The following is an 18,382-nucleotide window of genomic DNA, read 5'->3' as shown; positions in this document are numbered from 1 at the left end:
GGTTTTCATAGTCTGATAAGGGTCCGGCTATAATCACTCACGGCATCACCGTTTATCTGATGATATATATCAGAGGCGGTGATGTTTTGGCGAAGCAGACTAAGAGCAGTGCCTGAGAGCATTTTGTCTGCATCTGAGAGTCTGCTGATGATTGGGGCATCATCACTTACGCTTCTTAATATATCAGATGAAGCAGTGCGAAGGCCCAGAAGGCGCAAATATACAGGATATCCCTCTTTTCTTGCAGTCTCTGCCAGATCGGATCTGATATTCAGGACTATATGTAAAAGGGCTCTTGAGATTCGGGTGTAGGCAAGGTCCTTACTCTTGAGCAATTGGATAAAGCTCTCTGTATCTGTAAAGAGGGGGAGCTTGGCCCTGATCTTATTGGACAGGTCATCGTCAATGTCGAGATATTGAGCAAAGCCTTTGTCTCTTTCAAGAGTAAGCTTGTATTTTAGAAGAGATGAGAAGTTATTTGGGTATACTCTTGGTGAAGACATGAGGATATCGTAGGCAAACTGCGGCATGGATGATCTTATGAGATCATGTATTGAGTCTTGCCGGTTATCCGGAGAGTTTTGGAGAGCTTTTGCGACAGATGCGGGAGAAACTGCGTTGTAAGAATTGACAATAGCTCTTCGGATAGCGGTGGCACTGGCTGTTATGGATGCTGTATTTTTCGGGGAGCAGCTATCGTTTACCCGGTGTATCTTTGTGTTATTGTAGGAGGCTCCCAGTCTTTTGATAGTAACGGGCTGTATGGTAGATCCGGTGACTCTTAGGGCTCTTAGATACTCGATAGCAAGGATGTTGTTTGACAAAGTCAGAAAGTTTGTTTCTTTTTTGTCAAAATAAACTGCCAGTGCTTTCATTCTTGCAGCGGCGTAGCTAAGACCCTCACTCTGAGCATTTATCAGCATTTCCCTGTATTTGACAGGTTCATCTATCAGGATATCCGCGGCTTTGGATAACAATTCAAGGCTGCCTTCTTCACTTGCAAATAAAAGTATATCTATGCATCCAAGTGCATTAAATACAGATATTGCTCCTCTGGCAAAATACTCTGCGCTGGAGGCGCAGTAGAGAAGGGGGAGCTCAAAAACAGCATCGGCTCCGGATTCAAGTGCCATGCGGGTTCTGGCTTCTTTTGACACTATTGCAGGTTCTCCCCTTTGCACATAATCGCCGCTCATGACCAGTATGATCCTGTCTGCTCCAAGGGCTTTTCTTGCATGGTCCATAATGTATTTGTGACCGTTATGAAGGGGATTAAATTCGCATATTATTCCGATTGTTTTATATTTTTTAGTCATTCTGAGCAATACCTGTAGTAACAATTTTTGTTAAAAAAATATCTTTTCTTGAAGTATAATTTCACTCTGCTATGATTGTTTATGTGTGCTGTGTTATGCTGATAGGCCCTGTGATGATTGGGGGATGGGCCCTGGGCAAAAGCCACATCTTTAATATATCACAAAGGAGAGAAGATATGTCTTACATCGACGGAATAAAGGAAAAGGCCAAGGCAAACAAGAAAACAATCATATTGCCTGAGACCGAAGACACAAGAACACTGCTTGCAGCAGAGGAAGTACTTAAGGAGGGGCTTGCAAATCTTATACTTCTGGGCAATGTGGATACTATCCTTACAGATGCCAAGAAAGAACGTGCTGATCTTACAGATTCGGTCATCATCGATCCTGAGAGATTTGAAAAGACTGATGAACTTATAGAGATGTTTTACGAACTTCGTAAAAATAAGGGAATGACTCTGGAGAAGGCAAGAGAGATCCTCTTGTCTGACAGGACATACTTTGGTGTAATGATGCTTAAGGCAGGACTGGCAGACGGACTGGTATCCGGTGCATGTCATTCCACAGCCAACACCCTTCGTCCTGCTCTTCAGATTCTCAAGACAGCTCCGGGTGTCAAGATGGTATCCGGCTTCTTTATAGTAGATGTACCTCACTGTGAATATGGTGAAAATGGAACCTTCGTTTTTGCTGATTCCGGTCTGAACCAGGATCCTACATCTGAAGAGCTGGCAGTGATCGCAGCTTCATCTGCAGAGAGCTTCAGGCTCCTTGTTGGTGCTGAACCCAAGGTGGCATTCTTGTCACACTCTACCAAAGGTTCTGCAAAGCATGCCCTTGTAGATAAGGTTGTAAATGCTGTTGAGATCGCTCACAGGGATTATCCTGATATGATCTGTGATGGTGAACTGCAGCTGGATGCAGCGCTGGTACCTGAAGTGGCAGCCTCCAAGGCTCCCGGAAGTCCTGTTGCGGGACATGCCAATGTGCTTGTATTCCCTAATCTTGATGGCGGTAATATCGGATATAAACTGGTGCAGAGACTGGCAAAGGCTGAGGCCTATGGACCTATGCTCCAGGGAATAGCAAGACCTGTCAATGACCTGTCCAGAGGCTGCAGCTGGATGGATATAGTAGGCGTAGTCGCTCTTACTGCAGTACAGGCACAGCTCTAATAAACTAATTTGCATTTGGAGGATATGATGAAAGTACTTGTTATCAATTGCGGAAGCTCATCACTTAAGTTTCAGCTTATCGATGCTCAGAGTCAGGAGCTCCTCTTCAAGGGACTCTGTGAAAGGATAGGGATTGACCACAGTCAGATCTCATATACTGCTACAGGAAGCGAAAAGGTGAAGAAAGAGGTGGCAATGCCTGATCACAAGACTGCTGTCAGCCTTGTTCTTACGGCTCTCACCGAAAGCGGAGCAGTGGCATCCCTGTCTGAGATAGATGCTGTAGGTCACAGAATAGTACATGGCGGTGAGAAGTTCACCAGTTCTGTAGTCATTGATGAGGAAGTGATAGGGGCTATTGAGGAGGTATCTGATCTGGCACCTCTTCACAATCCTGCCAATATTATCGGTATCAGAGCCTGCATGGAGCTCATGCCCGGTGTTCCCATGGTAGCTGTATTTGATACAGCTTTTCATCAGACCATGCCTGAGGAAGCATATCTCTACGGACTTCCTTACAGCTATTATACTGAATACGGTATCAGAAGGTATGGCTTCCATGGCACCAGCCACTCCTATGTCAGCAAGAAGGTAGCTGAGATCGAGGGCAAGGATTATGAGTCTATAAAGACTATTGTTTGTCACCTTGGCAACGGCGCTTCTGTCAGCGCTGTCAAGAATGGCAAATGCGTGGATACATCCATGGGTCTGACTCCCCTTGAAGGTCTTATCATGGGCACCAGGTCAGGTGCTATAGATCCTTCTGTTGTAGAGATGATAGAGAAGAAGACCGGCAAGGATACTGCCGGCGTTATGAATGTTCTCAATAAAGAGTCCGGTGTATACGGCCTCTCCGGCAACATCAGCTCTGATTTCAGAGATCTGGAGGACGCTTATATTGAAGGCAATGAAAATGCTATTCGTGCAGTTGACTGCTTTGTATATCAGGTTGTGAAGTATATCGGAGCATATGCTGCAGCCATGGGCGGCGTTGATTGCATCGCATTTACCGCCGGCGTAGGCGAGAACAGCGGCTTTATCAGAAAGCTGATCGTGAACAGACTTGGCCTTTTTGATATCACACTTAACGAAGAAGCCAATAAGGTCAGAGGCGAAGAGAAGCTGATCTCCATGCCCGGCTCCAAGGTGAATGTATATGTAGTTCCAACCAATGAGGAACTGGCTATCGCCAAGGATACATATGCACTGCTTGCTTAAGCCATATTTTGATATATTTTCCTTTGTCTATTGACAAAGGACTGTGATATGAGTATAATCACTTAGGTGTGCGAGAAGTTTGCGCACAAATTTTGATGAGTAGAATTGTTACCGGCGCCTTTTGCTGGTAATCGAATACGACCAGCGTAAGGAGGTGTTACAAATGTCTATTTGCCCTAAGAATAAATCTTCCAAAGGCCATCGTGATCAGAGAAGAGCGAACTGGAAGATGACCGCACCGACTCTTGTTAAGTGCAGCCACTGCGGAGCTCTTACACAGCCCCATAAGGTATGCCGTGCATGCGGATACTATGCAAATAAGAGCGTTGTAGCTGTAAACGAGGATTGATCGTCGATAGTTTATAATGCTGATAATGCATGATTTTCAAGGCTTTCCGTCTAACGGGAAGCCTTGATTTATATCCGGATGTCGTATAGTATGAAACATAAGTTTGTATAAAAATTGTTGCGTGCTAGGGGGAAATTGTCTAAAGATGATCAGAGTATGTGTTGATGCTATGGGCGGCGACAATGCGCCCGGAGAGATCGTTAAAGGTGCTGTAGAAGCTGTTAATGAGTCGGACCTGGTAAAAGTCATACTTGCAGGCAAAAAGGAATTGATAGAGGAAGAGCTTGCAAAGTATAGCTATGATAAGGACAGGGTAGAGATCCTGGATGCCAGGGAAGTGATCGAGATGGCTGAAGCTCCTGTTAATGCTATAAGGACCAAGAAGGATTCATCAATTGTTAAAGCTATGATGCATGTTAAACATGGCGAAGCGGATGCTTATGTGTCTGCCGGAAGTACCGGAGCCAATCTTGTAGGTGGTCAGCTTATAATAGGAAGAGTAAAAGGCGTGGAAAGATCTCCTCTTGCTCCTTTTATCCCTACAGAGAAGGGTGTGTCACTGCTCATAGACTGCGGAGCCAATGTGGATGCCAGATCCTCACATCTTGTACAGTTTGCCAAGATGGGCAGTGTGTATTATGAGAATACCATTGGTAAGAAGAATCCCACAGTAGGCCTCCTTTCCATAGGTACCGAAGAGGATAAGGGCAATGCCCTTGTTAAGGAGACTTTTCCACTCTTGAAGGAATGCGGTGATATTAACTTTATAGGTAATATTGAAGCAAGAGATATTCCTGCCGGTGTATGCGATGTTATAGTATGCGAGGCTTTTGCAGGTAATGTGGCCCTTAAGATGTATGAAGGTTCTGCCAAGATGTTCATGCATGCCCTAAAGAAGGGACTCTTGTCATCTGCTATGTCCAAGCTTGGAGCTCTTCTTATCAAGCCTTCGCTTAAGAGCGCCCTTGCAGACTTTAATCTGGAGAAATACGGCGGAGCGCCTATGCTGGGGCTTAGAAGCCTTGTAGTCAAGACACACGGCAGTGCAAAGGCTGTGGAAGTAAAGAATTCCATTCTCCAGTGCGTGTCCTTTAAGGAGAATAATGTGGACGACAAGATTGTGGAAATATTAAATCTTGGCGGAGACAAATAATTTAACATTTGCTAAAGAGGCTCAATTAAAATACAATATCTAAGGAATATAAGATAAGGTCCTATGACCTGACAGGAGGAATTATGGAACTGGATAAACTTAAAGAACTGATCGCTGATGTGCTCAATGTAGATCCCGAAGAGATCACAAATGACACTACTTTTATTGACGACCTGGGCGCTGACTCACTGGATATATATCAGATCATCATGGGTATCGAAGATGAATTCGGTATCAAGATGGCTGAAGACAGGATTGAGAATATCAAGACAGTTGGAGAAGCAGTAGCACTTATCAAAGAAGCAAGAGCCTGATATACAACGTATTTAATTACAGGGCCCCTTCCCCGGACAGAGGAAGAGGCCCTGCATCCATGCACTTCTATATAAAAGGCTCTGCAGAGGAATCATATGCAGAATATTGAAGAATCTATTGATCTATTAGAAGAAAAGATAGGGTATCATTTCAAGGATAGAAAGCTTATCAGAACGGCTCTTACACATTCATCTTTTTCCAATGAGATGAAGACCTTGAAGCAGGAAGACTATGAGCGCCTGGAGTTCCTTGGCGATTCCGTTCTTGAAATGGTATCCAGCAGCTTTCTCTACCATAACCATCCCGACAAAAAAGAGGGTGAACTTACCAGGATGAGGGCTTCTATGGTCTGTGAGCAGGCTCTTGCCTTTTGTGCAAGGCAGTTTGACCTTGCTTCTCATATAAGGCTGGGTAAGGGCGAGGAGATGACAGGTGGCAGACACAGGGATTCCATTATCTCTGATGTAATGGAAGCTGTTATTGGAGCGATCTATCTTGATGGCGGCATAGAAGCTGCCAGCAGACATATAGACCGCTTTATATTGACCGATCTTGAAGACAGACAGATATTCGTAGATGCCAAATCAATCCTCCAGGAAATGGTACAGGGAAAACCCGGCTGCAGCCTGGAGTACAAGATCACAGGTGAAAACGGCCCTGAGCATGATAAGGTCTTTAACACACAGGTTTGGATCGACGGCAAAATACTTGGGGAGGGCGAGGGACATAGTAAGAAGGCCGCAGAGCAGGCAGCTGCTTATATGGCTATCAAGGAGCTGAGGAATAAAGCCTGAAGACTCTTTTTTCATAATGTCTCTTACAGCTGAAAATGTATTTAAAAAGTATCGAGGTACACGGTTTCAAATCATTTGCAAACCGTATGAAGCTTGATTTTCATAACGGTATAACAGGCATTGTAGGTCCTAACGGTTCCGGTAAAAGTAATGTAGCGGATGCTGTTAGATGGGTTCTGGGCGAGCAGCGTGCCAAGCAGCTCCGTGGCGGATCCATGCAGGATGTCATTTTTTCAGGAACAGAGCTCAGAAGACCACTGGGCTTTGCTTTTGTGTCTATTACTCTGGATAACAGTGACAGGGCTTTGGCCATAGATTTTGACGAAGTGACTGTATCCAGGCGTCTGTACAGGAGTGGTGAGTCGGAATATATGATCAATTCCGCACCTTGCAGACTTAAGGATATTAATGAGCTCTTCTATGATACCGGTATAGGTAAAGAGGGCTATTCTATTATCGGACAGGGTCAGATCGACCAGATTCTCTCCAGCAAACCCGAAGACAGACGTAATCTTTTTGATGAAGCTGCGGGTATTGTTAAATTCAAGATACGTAAAGAGGCTGCCATAAGGAAGCTGGAAGAAGAGAAGGTGAATCTCACCCGTCTATCTGATATACTCCAGGAGCAGGAAAAGCAGCTGGAGCCTCTGCAGAAGCAGTCTGAGACTGCCAAGATATATTTGGGACATAAGGAGAGGCTCAAGGTCCTGGATATCAATATGTTCCTCATAGAGTCCGCGCGACTTGAGCAGCTCCTCGATGATGCATCTGGGAAGCTTGAAGATGCTGAAAAGAACCTGGACGATACTGTAAGGGCATATGAAGAGGCCAGGGAAGAATATGATAAGGTCCAGGCTGCACTTGAAGAAGCAGAGAGGACTGTTGACAATGCCAGATCAGCAATGACTGATTCCAGTGTGCTAAAGGAAAAGCTGGAGGGTCAGCTGGGTATCCTTAGAGAGCAGATCAGATCTGCTGCGGCTCAGGCCGGTCATTTTGAAGAGAGAAAAAATGAGATCAGTGCCGAGATATCTGCCAAGGATGAGGAATTGTCCCTTGAAAATGCCAAATGCAGTGAAGTAGACAGGGAGATCACATCTCTGGAAGAAGAGAGAAATACTGCTGTCGCAGGTCTTGAAGACATCAGAGGCAGGATAAAGGATATCACTGACAGGATCGAAGAAGCCAAGAGCAGTGTTATCGAGAGCATGAACAAGAGGGCTTCTATCAAGGCTCGTCAGTCATCCATTGCTACCATGAAGGAGCAGCTGAGTATCAGAAAGGCTGAGCTGACAGGTCGCCTTGTATCTGTACGAAGCGACGAAGCAGAGAAGAAGGCAAGGCTTGATGAATTAAAGAAAATTTTTGAAGATCTGGGAACAAAGATCAGAGAGCTGGAAGAGAGCCAGAAGGCCTATGACACAAGGCTATCCGAGATCAGGGATGACCTTGCCGCAAGCGATGATAAGATGCGCGTATCCAGAGACAAGGCAATGGAACTCAGGTCCAGATACAATGCCCTTGCCAATATGACAGAACGTTATGAGGGCTATGGCTCTGCGGTCAGGACGGTAATGAGCATAAAGGACAACGAGAAGGGTGTGATCGGTGTTGTAGCCGATATCATCAAGACCGATCCTGCTTATGAGACAGCCATAGAGACAGCTCTGGGCGGCAGCATACAGAATATTGTTACAGATAATGAGGATACAGCCAAGAAGATGATCTCATATCTGAAACAGAACAGAGCAGGAAGGGCTACCTTCCTTCCTCTGACAGCTATGGAAGGTAGCAAAGGTCTCACTAACAGGGATGTACTGTGTGAGAAGGGAGTTATCGGTACAGCAGATACTCTTGTAAATGTGGACGACAGATATAAGGGCGTAGCAGTTAATCTCCTTGGCAGGGTAGTAGTTGTCGATAATGTGGATAATGCTACTGCTGCTGCAAGAAAATATCACTATAGCGTGAGAATGGTCACCCTGGAGGGAGAACTCCTTACTCCCGGCGGTGCCATTAGCGGTGGTGCCTTCAAGAACAGCTCCAATCTCCTGGGAAGACGAAGGGAGATGGATGACCTTAAGAATGAAAGTGCAAGGCTATATGCCCAGGCTGAGGAAATAGGCAATCATATAAATGCAATCAAGGGCGAGAGAGCAGATATCAGAGGCAGGATAGAAAAGGCAAGAGCCCAGCTCCAGGAAGCCTTCATTGAGCAGAATACTGCCAGGATGAATGTGGAGAGAGAGGAAGAGAAGCAAAAAGAAGAGACTGCTCTCTACGAAAACCTGAAAGAAGAAAATGAAGATATCAGGGTAAAGAGCCTGGAACTGGAAGAAGAAGAGATCAGGATACGCGCAGAGCTGTCTGAACTGGACAGACAGGAAGAAAAGAGCCAGGAGGATGCCAGTCTCCTGACAGGAGAATCCGGAGAGCTCTCCGACAAAGAGGAGGAAGCTCTTAAGGAAGTAACAGGACTGGATGCAAGGATCGCTGCAATTAACCAGAAAAAGGAATATATCCTGGAGAATATAAGGAGAATAGAAGGCGAGAAGGCTCAGAAGAAGGCTGATCTGGAGGAGGTAGTCAGCCATCTGGAAATGAGCCGAAAAGAGTCCCTTGAAAAAGAAGAAAATATAAGGACTATAGAGGGGACAATTGAAGCTTCCGGCCAGGAGAGCAGGAAGGCCAGACAAGAATTGGAAGAAGCTCAGAAGGTAAGAGAAGAGCTCTCCGGCAAGCAAAAGGGCTTTTTTGAAAAGAGAGAGCATCTTGCAGAGCTCAGATCCGGCCTTGATAAGGAAGTTAACAGGCTCTCATCCCAGAAAGAGAAGCTGGACGGCCAGATTGAAGGCTTATCAGCATATATGTGGGATGAATATGAGATCACTCTGTCATCGGCAAGAGAGCTTCGTGATGAAGAGATGAATGATGCCTCTGCCATGAAAAAGGAGATTGCTTCTCTAAAGAACTCCATAAGAGCACTGGGAGATGTTAACGTTAATGCCATAGAGGATTACAAGAATCTTTTGGAGCGTCATGATTTTATGAAGACTCAGCATGACGATCTGATAGTGGCAAGGGATCAGCTCCTGGTGATCATTGATGATCTGGACAGTGGTATGAGGAGCCGCTTCAAAGAGCAGTTTGATCTTATCAACAAGCAATTTGATAAGGTATTTAAAGAGATGTTCGGTGGCGGACACGGCAGTCTTGAGATAGATGAGAATGAGGATATACTGGAAGCAGGCATCAGGATCATCGCTCAGCCGCCGGGCAAGAAGCTGGTCAACATGAATATGATGAGTGGTGGAGAGAAAGCTCTTACAGCCATAGCGCTTCTCTTTGCTATACAGAATCTCAAGCCTTCACCCTTCTGTCTCCTTGATGAGATCGAGGCGGCCCTTGATGAGAATAACGTAGTAAGATTTGCCAGGTATCTCCATAAGCTCAAAAACACACAGTTCATTGTAATTACCCATCGTCGTGGTACAATGGAGAGTGCAGACAGACTCTACGGTATCACTATGCAGGAGAAGGGTGTGTCGGCACTGGTAAGTGTTAACCTTATAGACAAGGAGTTGGAAAACTAGTGAGTGGATTTTTTGCAAGGCTAAAGGGCGGCTTGTCCAAGACAAGAGAATCAATGGTCAAGGGCCTGGATAATGTTCTGGGAACAGCCAATGAGATTGATGAGGATTTCTATGAGGATCTGGAAGAAACCCTTATCATGGGTGATATAGGTATCAATGCCACAAGCCGTATAATCGACAGGCTCAGGAGCCAGGTCAAGGAATTAAAGATAAAGAGCGGCTCGGAATGCAGAAAGCTGCTGGTAGAGGATATCAGAGAGCAGATGCACCAGGATGAGCATGCATATGACTTTGAGAATAATAAGTCTGTACTCTTCATAATTGGTGTGAACGGAGTGGGTAAGACCACATCTGTAGGCAAGCTTGCAGCGATCTATAAGGCCAGGGGCAAGAAGGTACTGGTAGCAGCTGCCGATACCTACAGGGCTGCTGCAACAGAGCAGCTTAATGAATGGACCGACAGGGCAGGAGTACCCATCATCAAAGGCGCAGAGGGTGCGGATCCCGCATCTGTGATATATGATGCTGTAGGAGCTGCAAAGGCCAGGGATATAGATATCCTCATTGTGGATACTGCAGGAAGATTACATAACAAGAAGAATCTGATGGAAGAGCTGCGCAAGATGAACAGGATACTGGATGCACAGCTTCCGGAATATATGCGCGAGAATCTCATAGTACTGGATGCTGCCACAGGTCAGAATGCTCTGTCCCAGGCAAGGGAATTCTCTGAAGCTGCCCAGCTTACAGGTATAGTACTTACCAAGATGGATGGAACCGCAAAGGGTGGTATAGCTGTTGCTATAGTATCTGAGCTGAATATACCTGTAAAATATATTGGTGTGGGTGAATCTCTTGAAGATCTTGAAAGATTCGAACCCAATGAATTTGTAGACGCCCTTTTTGATGTGGAGAAACTCACCGAGAAGGATGCCATAGAGATACTGACAGGAGATGCAAGGAATTATGATTAGTCCTTGTGGACAGCCCCGTTCATAGAAGCGGCGGACTTGATCTGCCAGCATGAAATACTGCAGTATGGGAGGACAATAATGAGTGACGAAAAGAAGATGACATTGGAGAAATTCGAGGAGGCCTGCGAAAAGGTCAAAGAGGTCACTGTAGAGACCAAGCTTTGCTACAGTGATTACTTTAGCAGCAGCTGCGGCAATAAGGTATACCTCAAGCCTGAGAATATGCAGAGAACCGGTGCTTACAAGGTAAGAGGTGCTTATTACAAGATCAGCACCATGTCTGATGAAGACAGAAAGAAGGGCCTGATCACCGCATCTGCAGGCAATCACGCTCAGGGCGTGGCATATGCTGCAGGTCAGTATGGTGTGCATGCTACCATTGTAATGCCTACCACTACTCCTCTTATCAAGGTCAACAGGACCAAAGCCCTGGGAGCAGAAGTAATATTAAAGGGTGATGTATATGATGAAGCAGCAGACTATGCGATCAAGCTGGCTGCTGAAAAGGGATATACCTTTGTTCATCCCTTTGATGATCTGGATGTGGCTACAGGTCAGGGCAGCATAGCTATGGAGATATTCAAGGAGCTTCCCACAGTTGATTATATACTTGTACCCATCGGCGGAGGCGGACTGGCCAGTGGTGTATCCACTCTTGCCAAGTTCCTCAATCCCGCTATCAAGGTAATAGGTGTAGAGCCTGCAGGAGCTGCCTGCATGAGTGCATCACTTAAGGAAGGTAAGGTCACTACGCTTCCCGGTGTCAATACCATTGCTGACGGTACTGCAGTCAAGACTCCCGGCGAGAAGATATTCCCTTATATCCAGAAGAATATCGATCAGATCATCAAGGTAGATGATGAGGATCTGGTAGTCGCTTTCCTGGATATGGTCGAGAATCACAAGATGATCGTGGAAAATTCAGGTCTTTTGTCTGTAGCAGCTCTTAAGCAGCTCAGATGCAAGAATAAGAAGGTAGTATGCGTTCTCTCCGGTGGTAATATGGACGTTATCACAATGTCTTCTGTAGTTCAGCAGGGACTGATCAGAAGAGACAGGATCTTTACAGTATCTGTACTTCTTCCCGACAAGCCGGGTGAACTGTCAAGAGTATCCGGTATTATTGCTGAACTGGGTGGCAATGTTATCAAGCTGGAGCACAACCAGTTTGTATCCATCAACCGCAATGCTGCTGTAGAGCTGCGGATCACACTTGAGGCTTATGGAACCGAGCATAAGACTCAGATCATGGAAGCTTTGGAAGAAAAGTTATATCGTCCAAGGCTTGTGACCACACAGATCTGATATGAACAAGAAGATCAGAAAGCTTCTGATTCAATACTTTTTTATAACAGTGGGTTCCTTTCTCTACGGCATCGGAACAGCGCTGTTCTCAGACCCCAATAACCTGGCTCCCGGCGGCTTTACAGGTATCGCTATCGCTCTGAACAGGATAGTGCCTTTTGGTACCGGTGCCTGGTTTATGGTTCTCAATATCCCGGTCCTTATACTAGGTACCTGGAAATTTGGGCTGCATTTTATAGTATCAACATTATATGCGACCGGCCTTATTTCCGCTGTTACGGATATACTGGCTAGGTTCGCTGTTGTATTTGCTGTTAACGATAAAGTGCTTGCAGCTTTCTTTGGCGGTGCGCTTACTGCTATAGGTATGGGACTGATCTTTATGCAGGGAGGCACCAGCGGAGGCTCTGATATCATCATCAAGATATTAAGGCTCCGTTATCCTCATGTAAAGACAGGCGGTATTCTTTTTGCTACTGACCTGGTAGTCATATTCTTTGCTACCCTTGTAATGAAGGATGTCCCTGCAGGTTTGTATTCCATCATATCCGTATTTGTCAGCGGCCTGGTCTTGGATGCTGTATTGTACGGTAGGGACGAAGCCAAGGTGTTGTATATAATATCTGATGAGTACAAGGCCATAGCGGAAAGGCTGTTAAAGGAACTGGATGTGGGTGTGACCTATGTTTACGGACAGGGTGCCTATTCCAAGACGTATAAAAGGGTCATTCTCTGCGTTGTGAAAAAGAGAGTATCACCTCTTGCGGAACAGATAGTAAGAGAAGAGGATCCAAAAGCATTTCTGATCGTATCCAGCGCCATGGAAATATTTGGAGAGGGATATAAGAGCTATTTTGAAGAAAAGGTATGATCATATAAATTCGGACAAGAATCTCTATAAGAACCCTGTTCACAGAAGGACGCAGATCAGGATCACAGCACTCAGGCTCCTTGCTGTGATCCTTCTGATATGCATACTCCTTGTGATCTACAGGAATATCAGACTCAGAAAGGAGAATTCCAGGATAAGCGCTCTGGAAGAGGGCTATTATTCTGAGGAAGAGCTCTATGCCCTGGTGGAGAATGCTGAGGGTGAGGGCCGTAATGAGATACTCAGTGATATTAAGGGCGGGCTTGAAAGCGGTACTCCTGTAAGCGGTATCCTAAGGAGCCTATTTAGTGATCAGATACTCATAGCCAGAGATGGAAGATACTATTTTGTGCCTATTGATAAGAATCTTAGGGCCAATAGCTTTGCTGATAAGGATTTTGAGAAAAACGACAAGGGTATACTCACCTATACCGGCAGCAGAGAAGATGTATCAGGGGCAAAAGGAATAGATGTTGCTAAGTTCCAGGGAGATATTGACTGGGAAAAGGCAGCTGCTGACGGCGTTGAATTTGCTTTTATCAGAGTTGGGAACAGAGGCACAAGTCAGGGAGCCATGTCAGAGGATCCTAATTTTGCAGCAAATATAGAAGGTGCTCATGCTGCAGGTATCAAGGTGGGAGTATATTATTTCTCACAGGCTGTAGATGAAGAGGAAGCCTATGAGGAGGCGCTCTTTACCCTTGAAGCGGTAAAGGGCTATGATATAGAGCTTCCCCTGGTAATTGATATAGAGAGGCCCGACACTGATTCCAGCAGGACCAGTGGCCTTTCCAAAGAGGAGCTTACAGATGCAGCTCTTAAGTTTTGCCATACGGTAGAGGAAGCCGGGTATAAATCCATGATCTACGGTAATGTGGAGACCTTCACACTTATGCTGGACATGACAAGGCTTGAAGATATTGAGAAGTGGATCGCATACTACAATCTTCCTCAATACTTCCCCTATGATTTTACATATTGGCAGTATAGCTCTACGGGACATGTGGATGGTATAGATACGGATGTGGATCTGAATATCTGTGTAAAGTAAGAGGATATCTATGGATGATGCATTTAATCCTGCTGCAGATTATGAGCAGAGAGGATATCTGAATTGTGATTTCAAATTATTCTGTCTTGATGAGAACAGGGCGCTTTATACGCCCTGGCATTATCATGACTTTGATAAAATTGTCTTTTTTCTGAGGGGCAATGCTTCTTATAGCGTGGAGGGCAGAAGTTATGAGCTTCGTCCTTATGATCTCATTATAGTGCCCCATCATTCCATTCACAGAACATTTGCAGATGATGAGAGAAATTATGAGAGGTATGTCCTGTATCTTCGCCCGGATATACTCAGTCGTCTCTCGTCCATGGAGCTCTTTGAGCCTGACAGGGATCAGGAAGGTGGAACTGATATATGCGATATATTTGAGCTTCCTTCGGAAAAGAAGTCTAATCTGGTCCATTTCGATGCAGGAGGAACTGCTCTTATCATGGAGGACTTTACAGAGCTGAAAAGGCTCATGGAAATGGATAAGGGCCCGGGAAGCAGTATCAGGATCCACATGGGCCTGATAAAGCTGATGCTGGACCTCTCCGATCTGTGTGCGGCCCAGGAGGATGCCTTTATGGAAAAGGCCCATTATAACAGAAAAATAGTGGATATCATAGATCATATAAATGATAATCTCTCCGGGGATCTGTCCATAGATTCAATAGCTGACAGGTTTTACATCAGTAAATACCACATGATGAGACTCTTTAAAGCTGAGACGGGTTTCAGTGTCCATCAGTATATTACCCAGAAGAGGGTGCTAAGGGCCAGAGACCTCATTGTCAGAGGAGAGGGAGCCATGACTGCTGCCATGGAAGCCGGTTTTCACGACTATTCCGCCTTTTGCAGCGCTTTTCAAAAGCTGACGGGCAAGCTTCCATCTGATTATTCGTGGGGGTAAAGAAAAAATACTTGACACCCTGGGGCTGCTCATGTAATATAGGTAAGGTGCTTATGAGGCACTGGAAGGTGTTACCATGAGACAGGTTGAGAAATTGGTGGAACAGGGCCTTTTGTATGACTTTTATGGTGAGCTGCTCACAGATCATCAGAGAGAGGTATATGAGAACCTGGTATATAACGACATGTCGCTTAATGAGATTGCTGATGAATACGGAATCAGCAAGCAGGGTGTACATGATCTCATAAGAAGATGTACTGCTGCAATGGAAGGCTATGAGAAGAAGCTCAGGATGATAGAGCGCTTCCGTGCTATTAAATCCGCTGCAGAAGAGATAGACAGAGTGCTGGATACAGAGAATTTATCTGAATCTGATAAAGACGAACTCAGGCGCTTGTCCGGACTGATCATAGAGGAACTTGGCTGATGGCATTTGAAAGCTTATCCGATAAATTACAGAATGTTTTTAAACAGCTCAGGGGTAAGGGCAGACTTACAGAAGATGATGTAAGGACAGCCCTTAAGCAGGTTAAGATGGCCCTCCTTGAAGCTGATGTATCTTTTAAGGTTGTAAAGAAATTTACAAAAGCAGTTGAAGAGCGAGCTATTGGCGAAGACGTAATGAACGGTCTCAATCCCGGTCAGATGGTCATCAAGATCGTCAATGAAGAGATGGTAAGTCTCATGGGCTCAGAGACTACTGAGATTGCCTTTAGACCCGGTCAGGCCATGACAGTCATCATGATGGCTGGTCTTCAGGGTGCAGGTAAGACTACCACTGCAGCCAAGCTTGCTGGCAAGCTTAAGAGCAGGGGTAAGTTCCCGCTTCTGGTAGCCTGCGACGTATACAGACCTGCGGCTATAGATCAGCTAAGGGTCAATGCAGAGAAGGTACTGGTTGACTGTTACTCTGAGGGCACTGACGTAAGTCCTGTAGATATAGCAAGACATGGTATAGAATATGCAAAGAACCACAATAAAAATGTGGTGATCATAGATACAGCAGGACGCTTGCAGATTGACAATGCCATGATGGCAGAGCTTGTGAATATCAAGCAGGCTGTAGATGTATTTCAGACTATCCTTGTGGTTGACGCTATGACAGGTCAGGAAGCTGTAAATGTTGCTTCTGAGTTCAATGACAAGGTTGGTATAGACGGTATCATCCTATCCAAGATGGATGGCGATACCAGGGGCGGTGCGGCACTGTCCACCAGATTTGTAACAGGTAAGCCTATCCTCTATGTGGGTATGGGTGAGAAGCTCCAGGATCTGGAGCAGTTCTATCCCGACAGAATGGCTTCCAGAATACTGGGAATGGGAGATGTGCTCAGTCTTATTGACAAGGCTGCTGCAGCCGCTGAAGAAGCCGATCTTCAGGAAACTCAGGATATGGCTGAGAGAATGAAGAAGGGCAAGTTTGACTTTGAGATGTATCTGGAAAGCATGAAGCAGATGCGTAAGATGGGCGGACTGGGCAGTATACTGTCAATGCTCCCCGGAGCTGGCAAGATATCCCAGGATCAGCTGCCTGATGAAAAGGAGCTGGCAAGGCTTGAAGCTATAGTTCTTTCCATGACTCCTCAGGAGAGAAGAAATCCCAAGCTGATGAGCCCTTCCAGAAAGAAGAGGATCGCAGACGGCTCAGGCAATGATATAGCAGCTGTTAACCGTTTTATCAAGAACTTTGAGCAGTCCCAGAAGCTGATGAAACAGCTGGGCGGCATGAAGAAGGGCAGACATGGCGGACTGGGAAGCCTTATGAACATGCAGAATATGATGAAGGGTGGCAAATTCTTCTAAATATCCTGCAGGCTTTTATTCGCAGATTCACGAATTTACTATTGTTTGAAGCAGCCATACTTATCTGAAAAGGATTTTTCAGTGAATGACTGATTTTCATATTAACATTTATTTTTATTCAATGGAGGAAATTGAAAATGGCAGTAAAGATCAGATTAAAGAGAATTGGTAAGAAGAAGACTCCTTTCTACAGAATCGTAGTAAGTGATTCCAAGTTCCCTGTAGCAGGAAGATTCATCGATGAGATCGGAACATACGATCCCAACACAGACCCTGCAACAAGCAAGGTTGATGCAGAGAAGGCTCAGAAGTGGCTTGCTAACGGTGCTCAGCCTACAGACACAGTAGCAAAGATCTTCAGACAGGCAGGAGTACACAAGAACTGATCTGTCCAGAGCCGGAGGTGGTAGGCAGTATGAAGGAATTAGTTGAGGTTATCGCAAAGCGTCTTGTGGATAATCCTGATCAGGTTGTAGTTAATGAGAAGGATAATGGCAGAGACGTGATCATTGAGTTGCATGTGGCTTCTTCCGATATGGGTAAGGTAATAGGCAAGCAGGGTAGGATAGCCAAGGCTATACGTTCTCTGGTAAAGGCAGCATCTACACGTGAAGATAAGCATGTTGATGTTGAGATTGTCTAATGACCGGAAGCTGAGCTGATTATTATGTCCCGCGGTACTGCCGCGGGATATTTTATTCGCAGCAACTAGGAGGCTTTATATGAACTATTATGTGTGTTCTCTTTTTCCCGAGATGATCAGTCAGGGACTTGATAATTCCATATTGGGAAGAGCTATGGAAAAGGGGTTGATCAGCCTCACCGGGCTTAATATCCGTGATTATTCCCTTGATCAAAGGCATCGCAGGGTAGACGATTATACCTACGGCGGCGGAGCTGGCATGCTCATGCAGGCTCAGCCTGTATATGACTGTGTTATGGCAGCCAAAGGTATGTGCAGCTTAGCATCGCCTAGAGTCATATATGTCACACCCCAGGGAAGAGTGTTTGATCAGGCTATGGCTGAGGAATTGTCCAGGGAAGAAGACCTGATATTCCTCTGCGGGCATTATGAAGGGATAGATGAGAGAGCACTGGAGGAGACTGTAACAGATTATGTGTCTATAGGTGACTATGTGCTGACGGGAGGAGAGCTTCCCGCCATGGTCATGATAGATTGCATATCCAGACTGGTCCCGGGTGTACTTAGTAATGACGTGTCTGCTGAGACAGAGTCCTTTAATGATGGACTTCTTGAGTATCCTCAATATTCTCGTCCCGAAGAATGGATGGGTAAGAAGGTGCCGGCTATACTATTATCCGGTAATCATCAAAAGGTGGATGAATGGCGCCTGGAACAGGCTATTGAGCGCACCAGGCTTCGCAGACCTGACCTTTATGAAGCATATATGAAGGCGCATCCGCCAAAGCCTCCAAAGGCTAAAAGAAAAAGGAAAAAAAGCCGAGATAATACTGTAAGCTCTGATATTGTGACTGATGAAAACAGATGTCCTGAAGATAAAGAAAATTAACGCCAAGCATGTATGTAAATATAATG

Annotated in this window: 18 protein-coding genes; 17 read left to right on the top strand and 1 reads right to left on the bottom strand. The window is 45.4% G+C overall.

Annotation, left to right across the window (positions count from 1 at the left end; genetic code table 11):
* Window positions 1–5: 5 nt before the first annotated feature.
* Window positions 6–1,316, bottom strand: coding sequence for a tRNA(Met) cytidine acetate ligase (locus tag G636_RS17510; RefSeq protein ID WP_051226602.1), 1,311 nt, complete (start codon window positions 1,314–1,316; stop codon window positions 6–8).
* A 176-nt stretch (window positions 1,317–1,492) separates the two neighbouring features.
* On the opposite strand from G636_RS17510, the gene pta reads away from it, so the two are divergent.
* The 17 genes from pta to trmD all read left to right on the top strand — a co-directional run bounded on the left by pta (window position 1,493) and on the right by trmD (window position 18,356).
* A complete protein-coding gene (pta, locus tag G636_RS0106200) occupies window positions 1,493–2,491 on the top strand; it encodes a phosphate acetyltransferase (protein ID WP_026507343.1) in 999 nt (332 codons plus the stop codon).
* A gap of 27 nt (window positions 2,492–2,518) precedes the next feature.
* A complete protein-coding gene (locus tag G636_RS0106195) occupies window positions 2,519–3,709 on the top strand; it encodes an acetate/propionate family kinase (RefSeq protein WP_026507342.1) in 1,191 nt (396 codons plus the stop codon).
* A gap of 163 nt (window positions 3,710–3,872) precedes the next feature.
* On the top strand, window positions 3,873–4,058 hold the full coding sequence (rpmF, locus tag G636_RS0106190) for a 50S ribosomal protein L32 (protein WP_026507341.1): 186 nt from the start codon (window positions 3,873–3,875) through the stop codon (window positions 4,056–4,058).
* 145 nt (window positions 4,059–4,203) lie between these two features.
* Window positions 4,204–5,211, top strand: a complete 1,008-nt coding sequence (gene plsX, locus G636_RS0106185) for a phosphate acyltransferase PlsX (RefSeq protein ID WP_035778958.1) — start codon at window positions 4,204–4,206, stop codon at window positions 5,209–5,211.
* A gap of 83 nt (window positions 5,212–5,294) precedes the next feature.
* Window positions 5,295–5,525 carry an acyl carrier protein gene (gene acpP, locus G636_RS0106180; RefSeq protein WP_026507339.1) on the top strand — a complete coding sequence of 77 codons (231 nt, stop codon included), beginning with the start codon at window positions 5,295–5,297 and terminating at the stop codon, window positions 5,523–5,525.
* 96 nt (window positions 5,526–5,621) lie between these two features.
* Entirely contained in the window at window positions 5,622–6,320 is a 699-nt protein-coding gene (rnc, locus tag G636_RS0106175; protein WP_026507338.1) for a ribonuclease III, read from the top strand.
* Between the two features lie 35 nt (window positions 6,321–6,355).
* On the top strand, window positions 6,356–9,913 hold the full coding sequence (smc, locus tag G636_RS0106170; RefSeq protein ID WP_026507337.1) for a chromosome segregation protein SMC: 3,558 nt from the start codon (window positions 6,356–6,358) through the stop codon (window positions 9,911–9,913).
* A 53-nt stretch (window positions 9,914–9,966) separates the two neighbouring features.
* Complete coding sequence (gene ftsY, locus G636_RS17505; protein ID WP_207640245.1) at window positions 9,967–10,887, top strand: signal recognition particle-docking protein FtsY; 921 nt, start codon at window positions 9,967–9,969, stop codon at window positions 10,885–10,887.
* 78 nt (window positions 10,888–10,965) lie between these two features.
* Window positions 10,966–12,192, top strand: a complete 1,227-nt coding sequence (gene ilvA, locus G636_RS0106160) for a threonine ammonia-lyase (RefSeq protein ID WP_026507336.1) — start codon at window positions 10,966–10,968, stop codon at window positions 12,190–12,192.
* Window position 12,193: 1 nt separating this feature from the next.
* A complete protein-coding gene (locus tag G636_RS0106155; protein ID WP_026507335.1) occupies window positions 12,194–13,063 on the top strand; it encodes a YitT family protein in 870 nt (289 codons plus the stop codon).
* Entirely contained in the window at window positions 13,047–14,114 is a 1,068-nt protein-coding gene (locus G636_RS19395) for a glycoside hydrolase family 25 protein (RefSeq protein WP_051226598.1), read from the top strand. Before G636_RS0106155 ends, G636_RS19395 begins: the two co-directional genes overlap by 17 nt.
* A 10-nt stretch (window positions 14,115–14,124) precedes the next feature.
* A complete protein-coding gene (locus G636_RS0106145; protein WP_026507334.1) occupies window positions 14,125–15,021 on the top strand; it encodes an AraC family transcriptional regulator in 897 nt (298 codons plus the stop codon).
* Window positions 15,022–15,097: 76 nt separating this feature from the next.
* A complete protein-coding gene (gene ylxM, locus G636_RS0106140) occupies window positions 15,098–15,448 on the top strand; it encodes a YlxM family DNA-binding protein (protein WP_035778956.1) in 351 nt (116 codons plus the stop codon).
* Window positions 15,448–16,824 carry a signal recognition particle protein gene (ffh, locus tag G636_RS17495; RefSeq protein WP_051226596.1) on the top strand — a complete coding sequence of 459 codons (1,377 nt, stop codon included), beginning with the start codon at window positions 15,448–15,450 and terminating at the stop codon, window positions 16,822–16,824. The genes ylxM and ffh overlap by 1 nt, the downstream gene beginning before the upstream one ends.
* A gap of 137 nt (window positions 16,825–16,961) precedes the next feature.
* The gene (rpsP, locus tag G636_RS0106130) at window positions 16,962–17,210 is read left to right on the top strand and encodes a 30S ribosomal protein S16 (RefSeq protein ID WP_026507332.1); all 249 of its coding nucleotides are present in this window, start codon (window positions 16,962–16,964) and stop codon (window positions 17,208–17,210) included.
* A 29-nt stretch (window positions 17,211–17,239) separates the two neighbouring features.
* Window positions 17,240–17,467 carry a KH domain-containing protein gene (locus G636_RS0106125; RefSeq protein WP_026507331.1) on the top strand — a complete coding sequence of 76 codons (228 nt, stop codon included), beginning with the start codon at window positions 17,240–17,242 and terminating at the stop codon, window positions 17,465–17,467.
* Window positions 17,468–17,546: 79 nt separating this feature from the next.
* Window positions 17,547–18,356, top strand: coding sequence for a tRNA (guanosine(37)-N1)-methyltransferase TrmD (trmD, locus tag G636_RS0106120; RefSeq protein ID WP_026507330.1), 810 nt, complete (start codon window positions 17,547–17,549; stop codon window positions 18,354–18,356).
* Window positions 18,357–18,382 lie beyond the last annotated feature (26 nt).

The sequence above is a fragment of the Butyrivibrio sp. MC2013 genome (genome assembly GCF_000424585.1).
In the GTDB taxonomy this organism is placed as follows: Bacteria; Bacillota; Clostridia; order Lachnospirales; family Lachnospiraceae; genus Butyrivibrio.
This window is presented reverse-complemented; position numbering and strand designations above follow the sequence as displayed.

Coding starts and splice junctions, on each gene's coding strand:
- acpP (WP_026507339.1), top strand. CDS start 5,295: ATGGAACTGGATAAACTTAAAGAACTGATCGCTGATGTGCTCAATGTA.
- ftsY (WP_207640245.1), top strand. CDS start 9,967: ATGGTCAAGGGCCTGGATAATGTTCTGGGAACAGCCAATGAGATTGAT.
- smc (WP_026507337.1), top strand. CDS start 6,356: ATGTATTTAAAAAGTATCGAGGTACACGGTTTCAAATCATTTGCAAAC.
- G636_RS0106155 (WP_026507335.1), top strand. CDS start 12,194: ATGAACAAGAAGATCAGAAAGCTTCTGATTCAATACTTTTTTATAACA.
- rpsP (WP_026507332.1), top strand. CDS start 16,962: ATGGCAGTAAAGATCAGATTAAAGAGAATTGGTAAGAAGAAGACTCCT.
- plsX (WP_035778958.1), top strand. CDS start 4,204: ATGATCAGAGTATGTGTTGATGCTATGGGCGGCGACAATGCGCCCGGA.
- rpmF (WP_026507341.1), top strand. CDS start 3,873: ATGTCTATTTGCCCTAAGAATAAATCTTCCAAAGGCCATCGTGATCAG.
- G636_RS0106195 (WP_026507342.1), top strand. CDS start 2,519: ATGAAAGTACTTGTTATCAATTGCGGAAGCTCATCACTTAAGTTTCAG.
- pta (WP_026507343.1), top strand. CDS start 1,493: ATGTCTTACATCGACGGAATAAAGGAAAAGGCCAAGGCAAACAAGAAA.
- ylxM (WP_035778956.1), top strand. CDS start 15,098: ATGAGACAGGTTGAGAAATTGGTGGAACAGGGCCTTTTGTATGACTTT.
- ilvA (WP_026507336.1), top strand. CDS start 10,966: ATGAGTGACGAAAAGAAGATGACATTGGAGAAATTCGAGGAGGCCTGC.
- trmD (WP_026507330.1), top strand. CDS start 17,547: ATGAACTATTATGTGTGTTCTCTTTTTCCCGAGATGATCAGTCAGGGA.
- G636_RS17510 (WP_051226602.1), bottom strand. CDS start 1,316: ATGACTAAAAAATATAAAACAATCGGAATAATATGCGAATTTAATCCC.
- G636_RS0106125 (WP_026507331.1), top strand. CDS start 17,240: ATGAAGGAATTAGTTGAGGTTATCGCAAAGCGTCTTGTGGATAATCCT.
- ffh (WP_051226596.1), top strand. CDS start 15,448: ATGGCATTTGAAAGCTTATCCGATAAATTACAGAATGTTTTTAAACAG.
- rnc (WP_026507338.1), top strand. CDS start 5,622: ATGCAGAATATTGAAGAATCTATTGATCTATTAGAAGAAAAGATAGGG.
- G636_RS0106145 (WP_026507334.1), top strand. CDS start 14,125: ATGGATGATGCATTTAATCCTGCTGCAGATTATGAGCAGAGAGGATAT.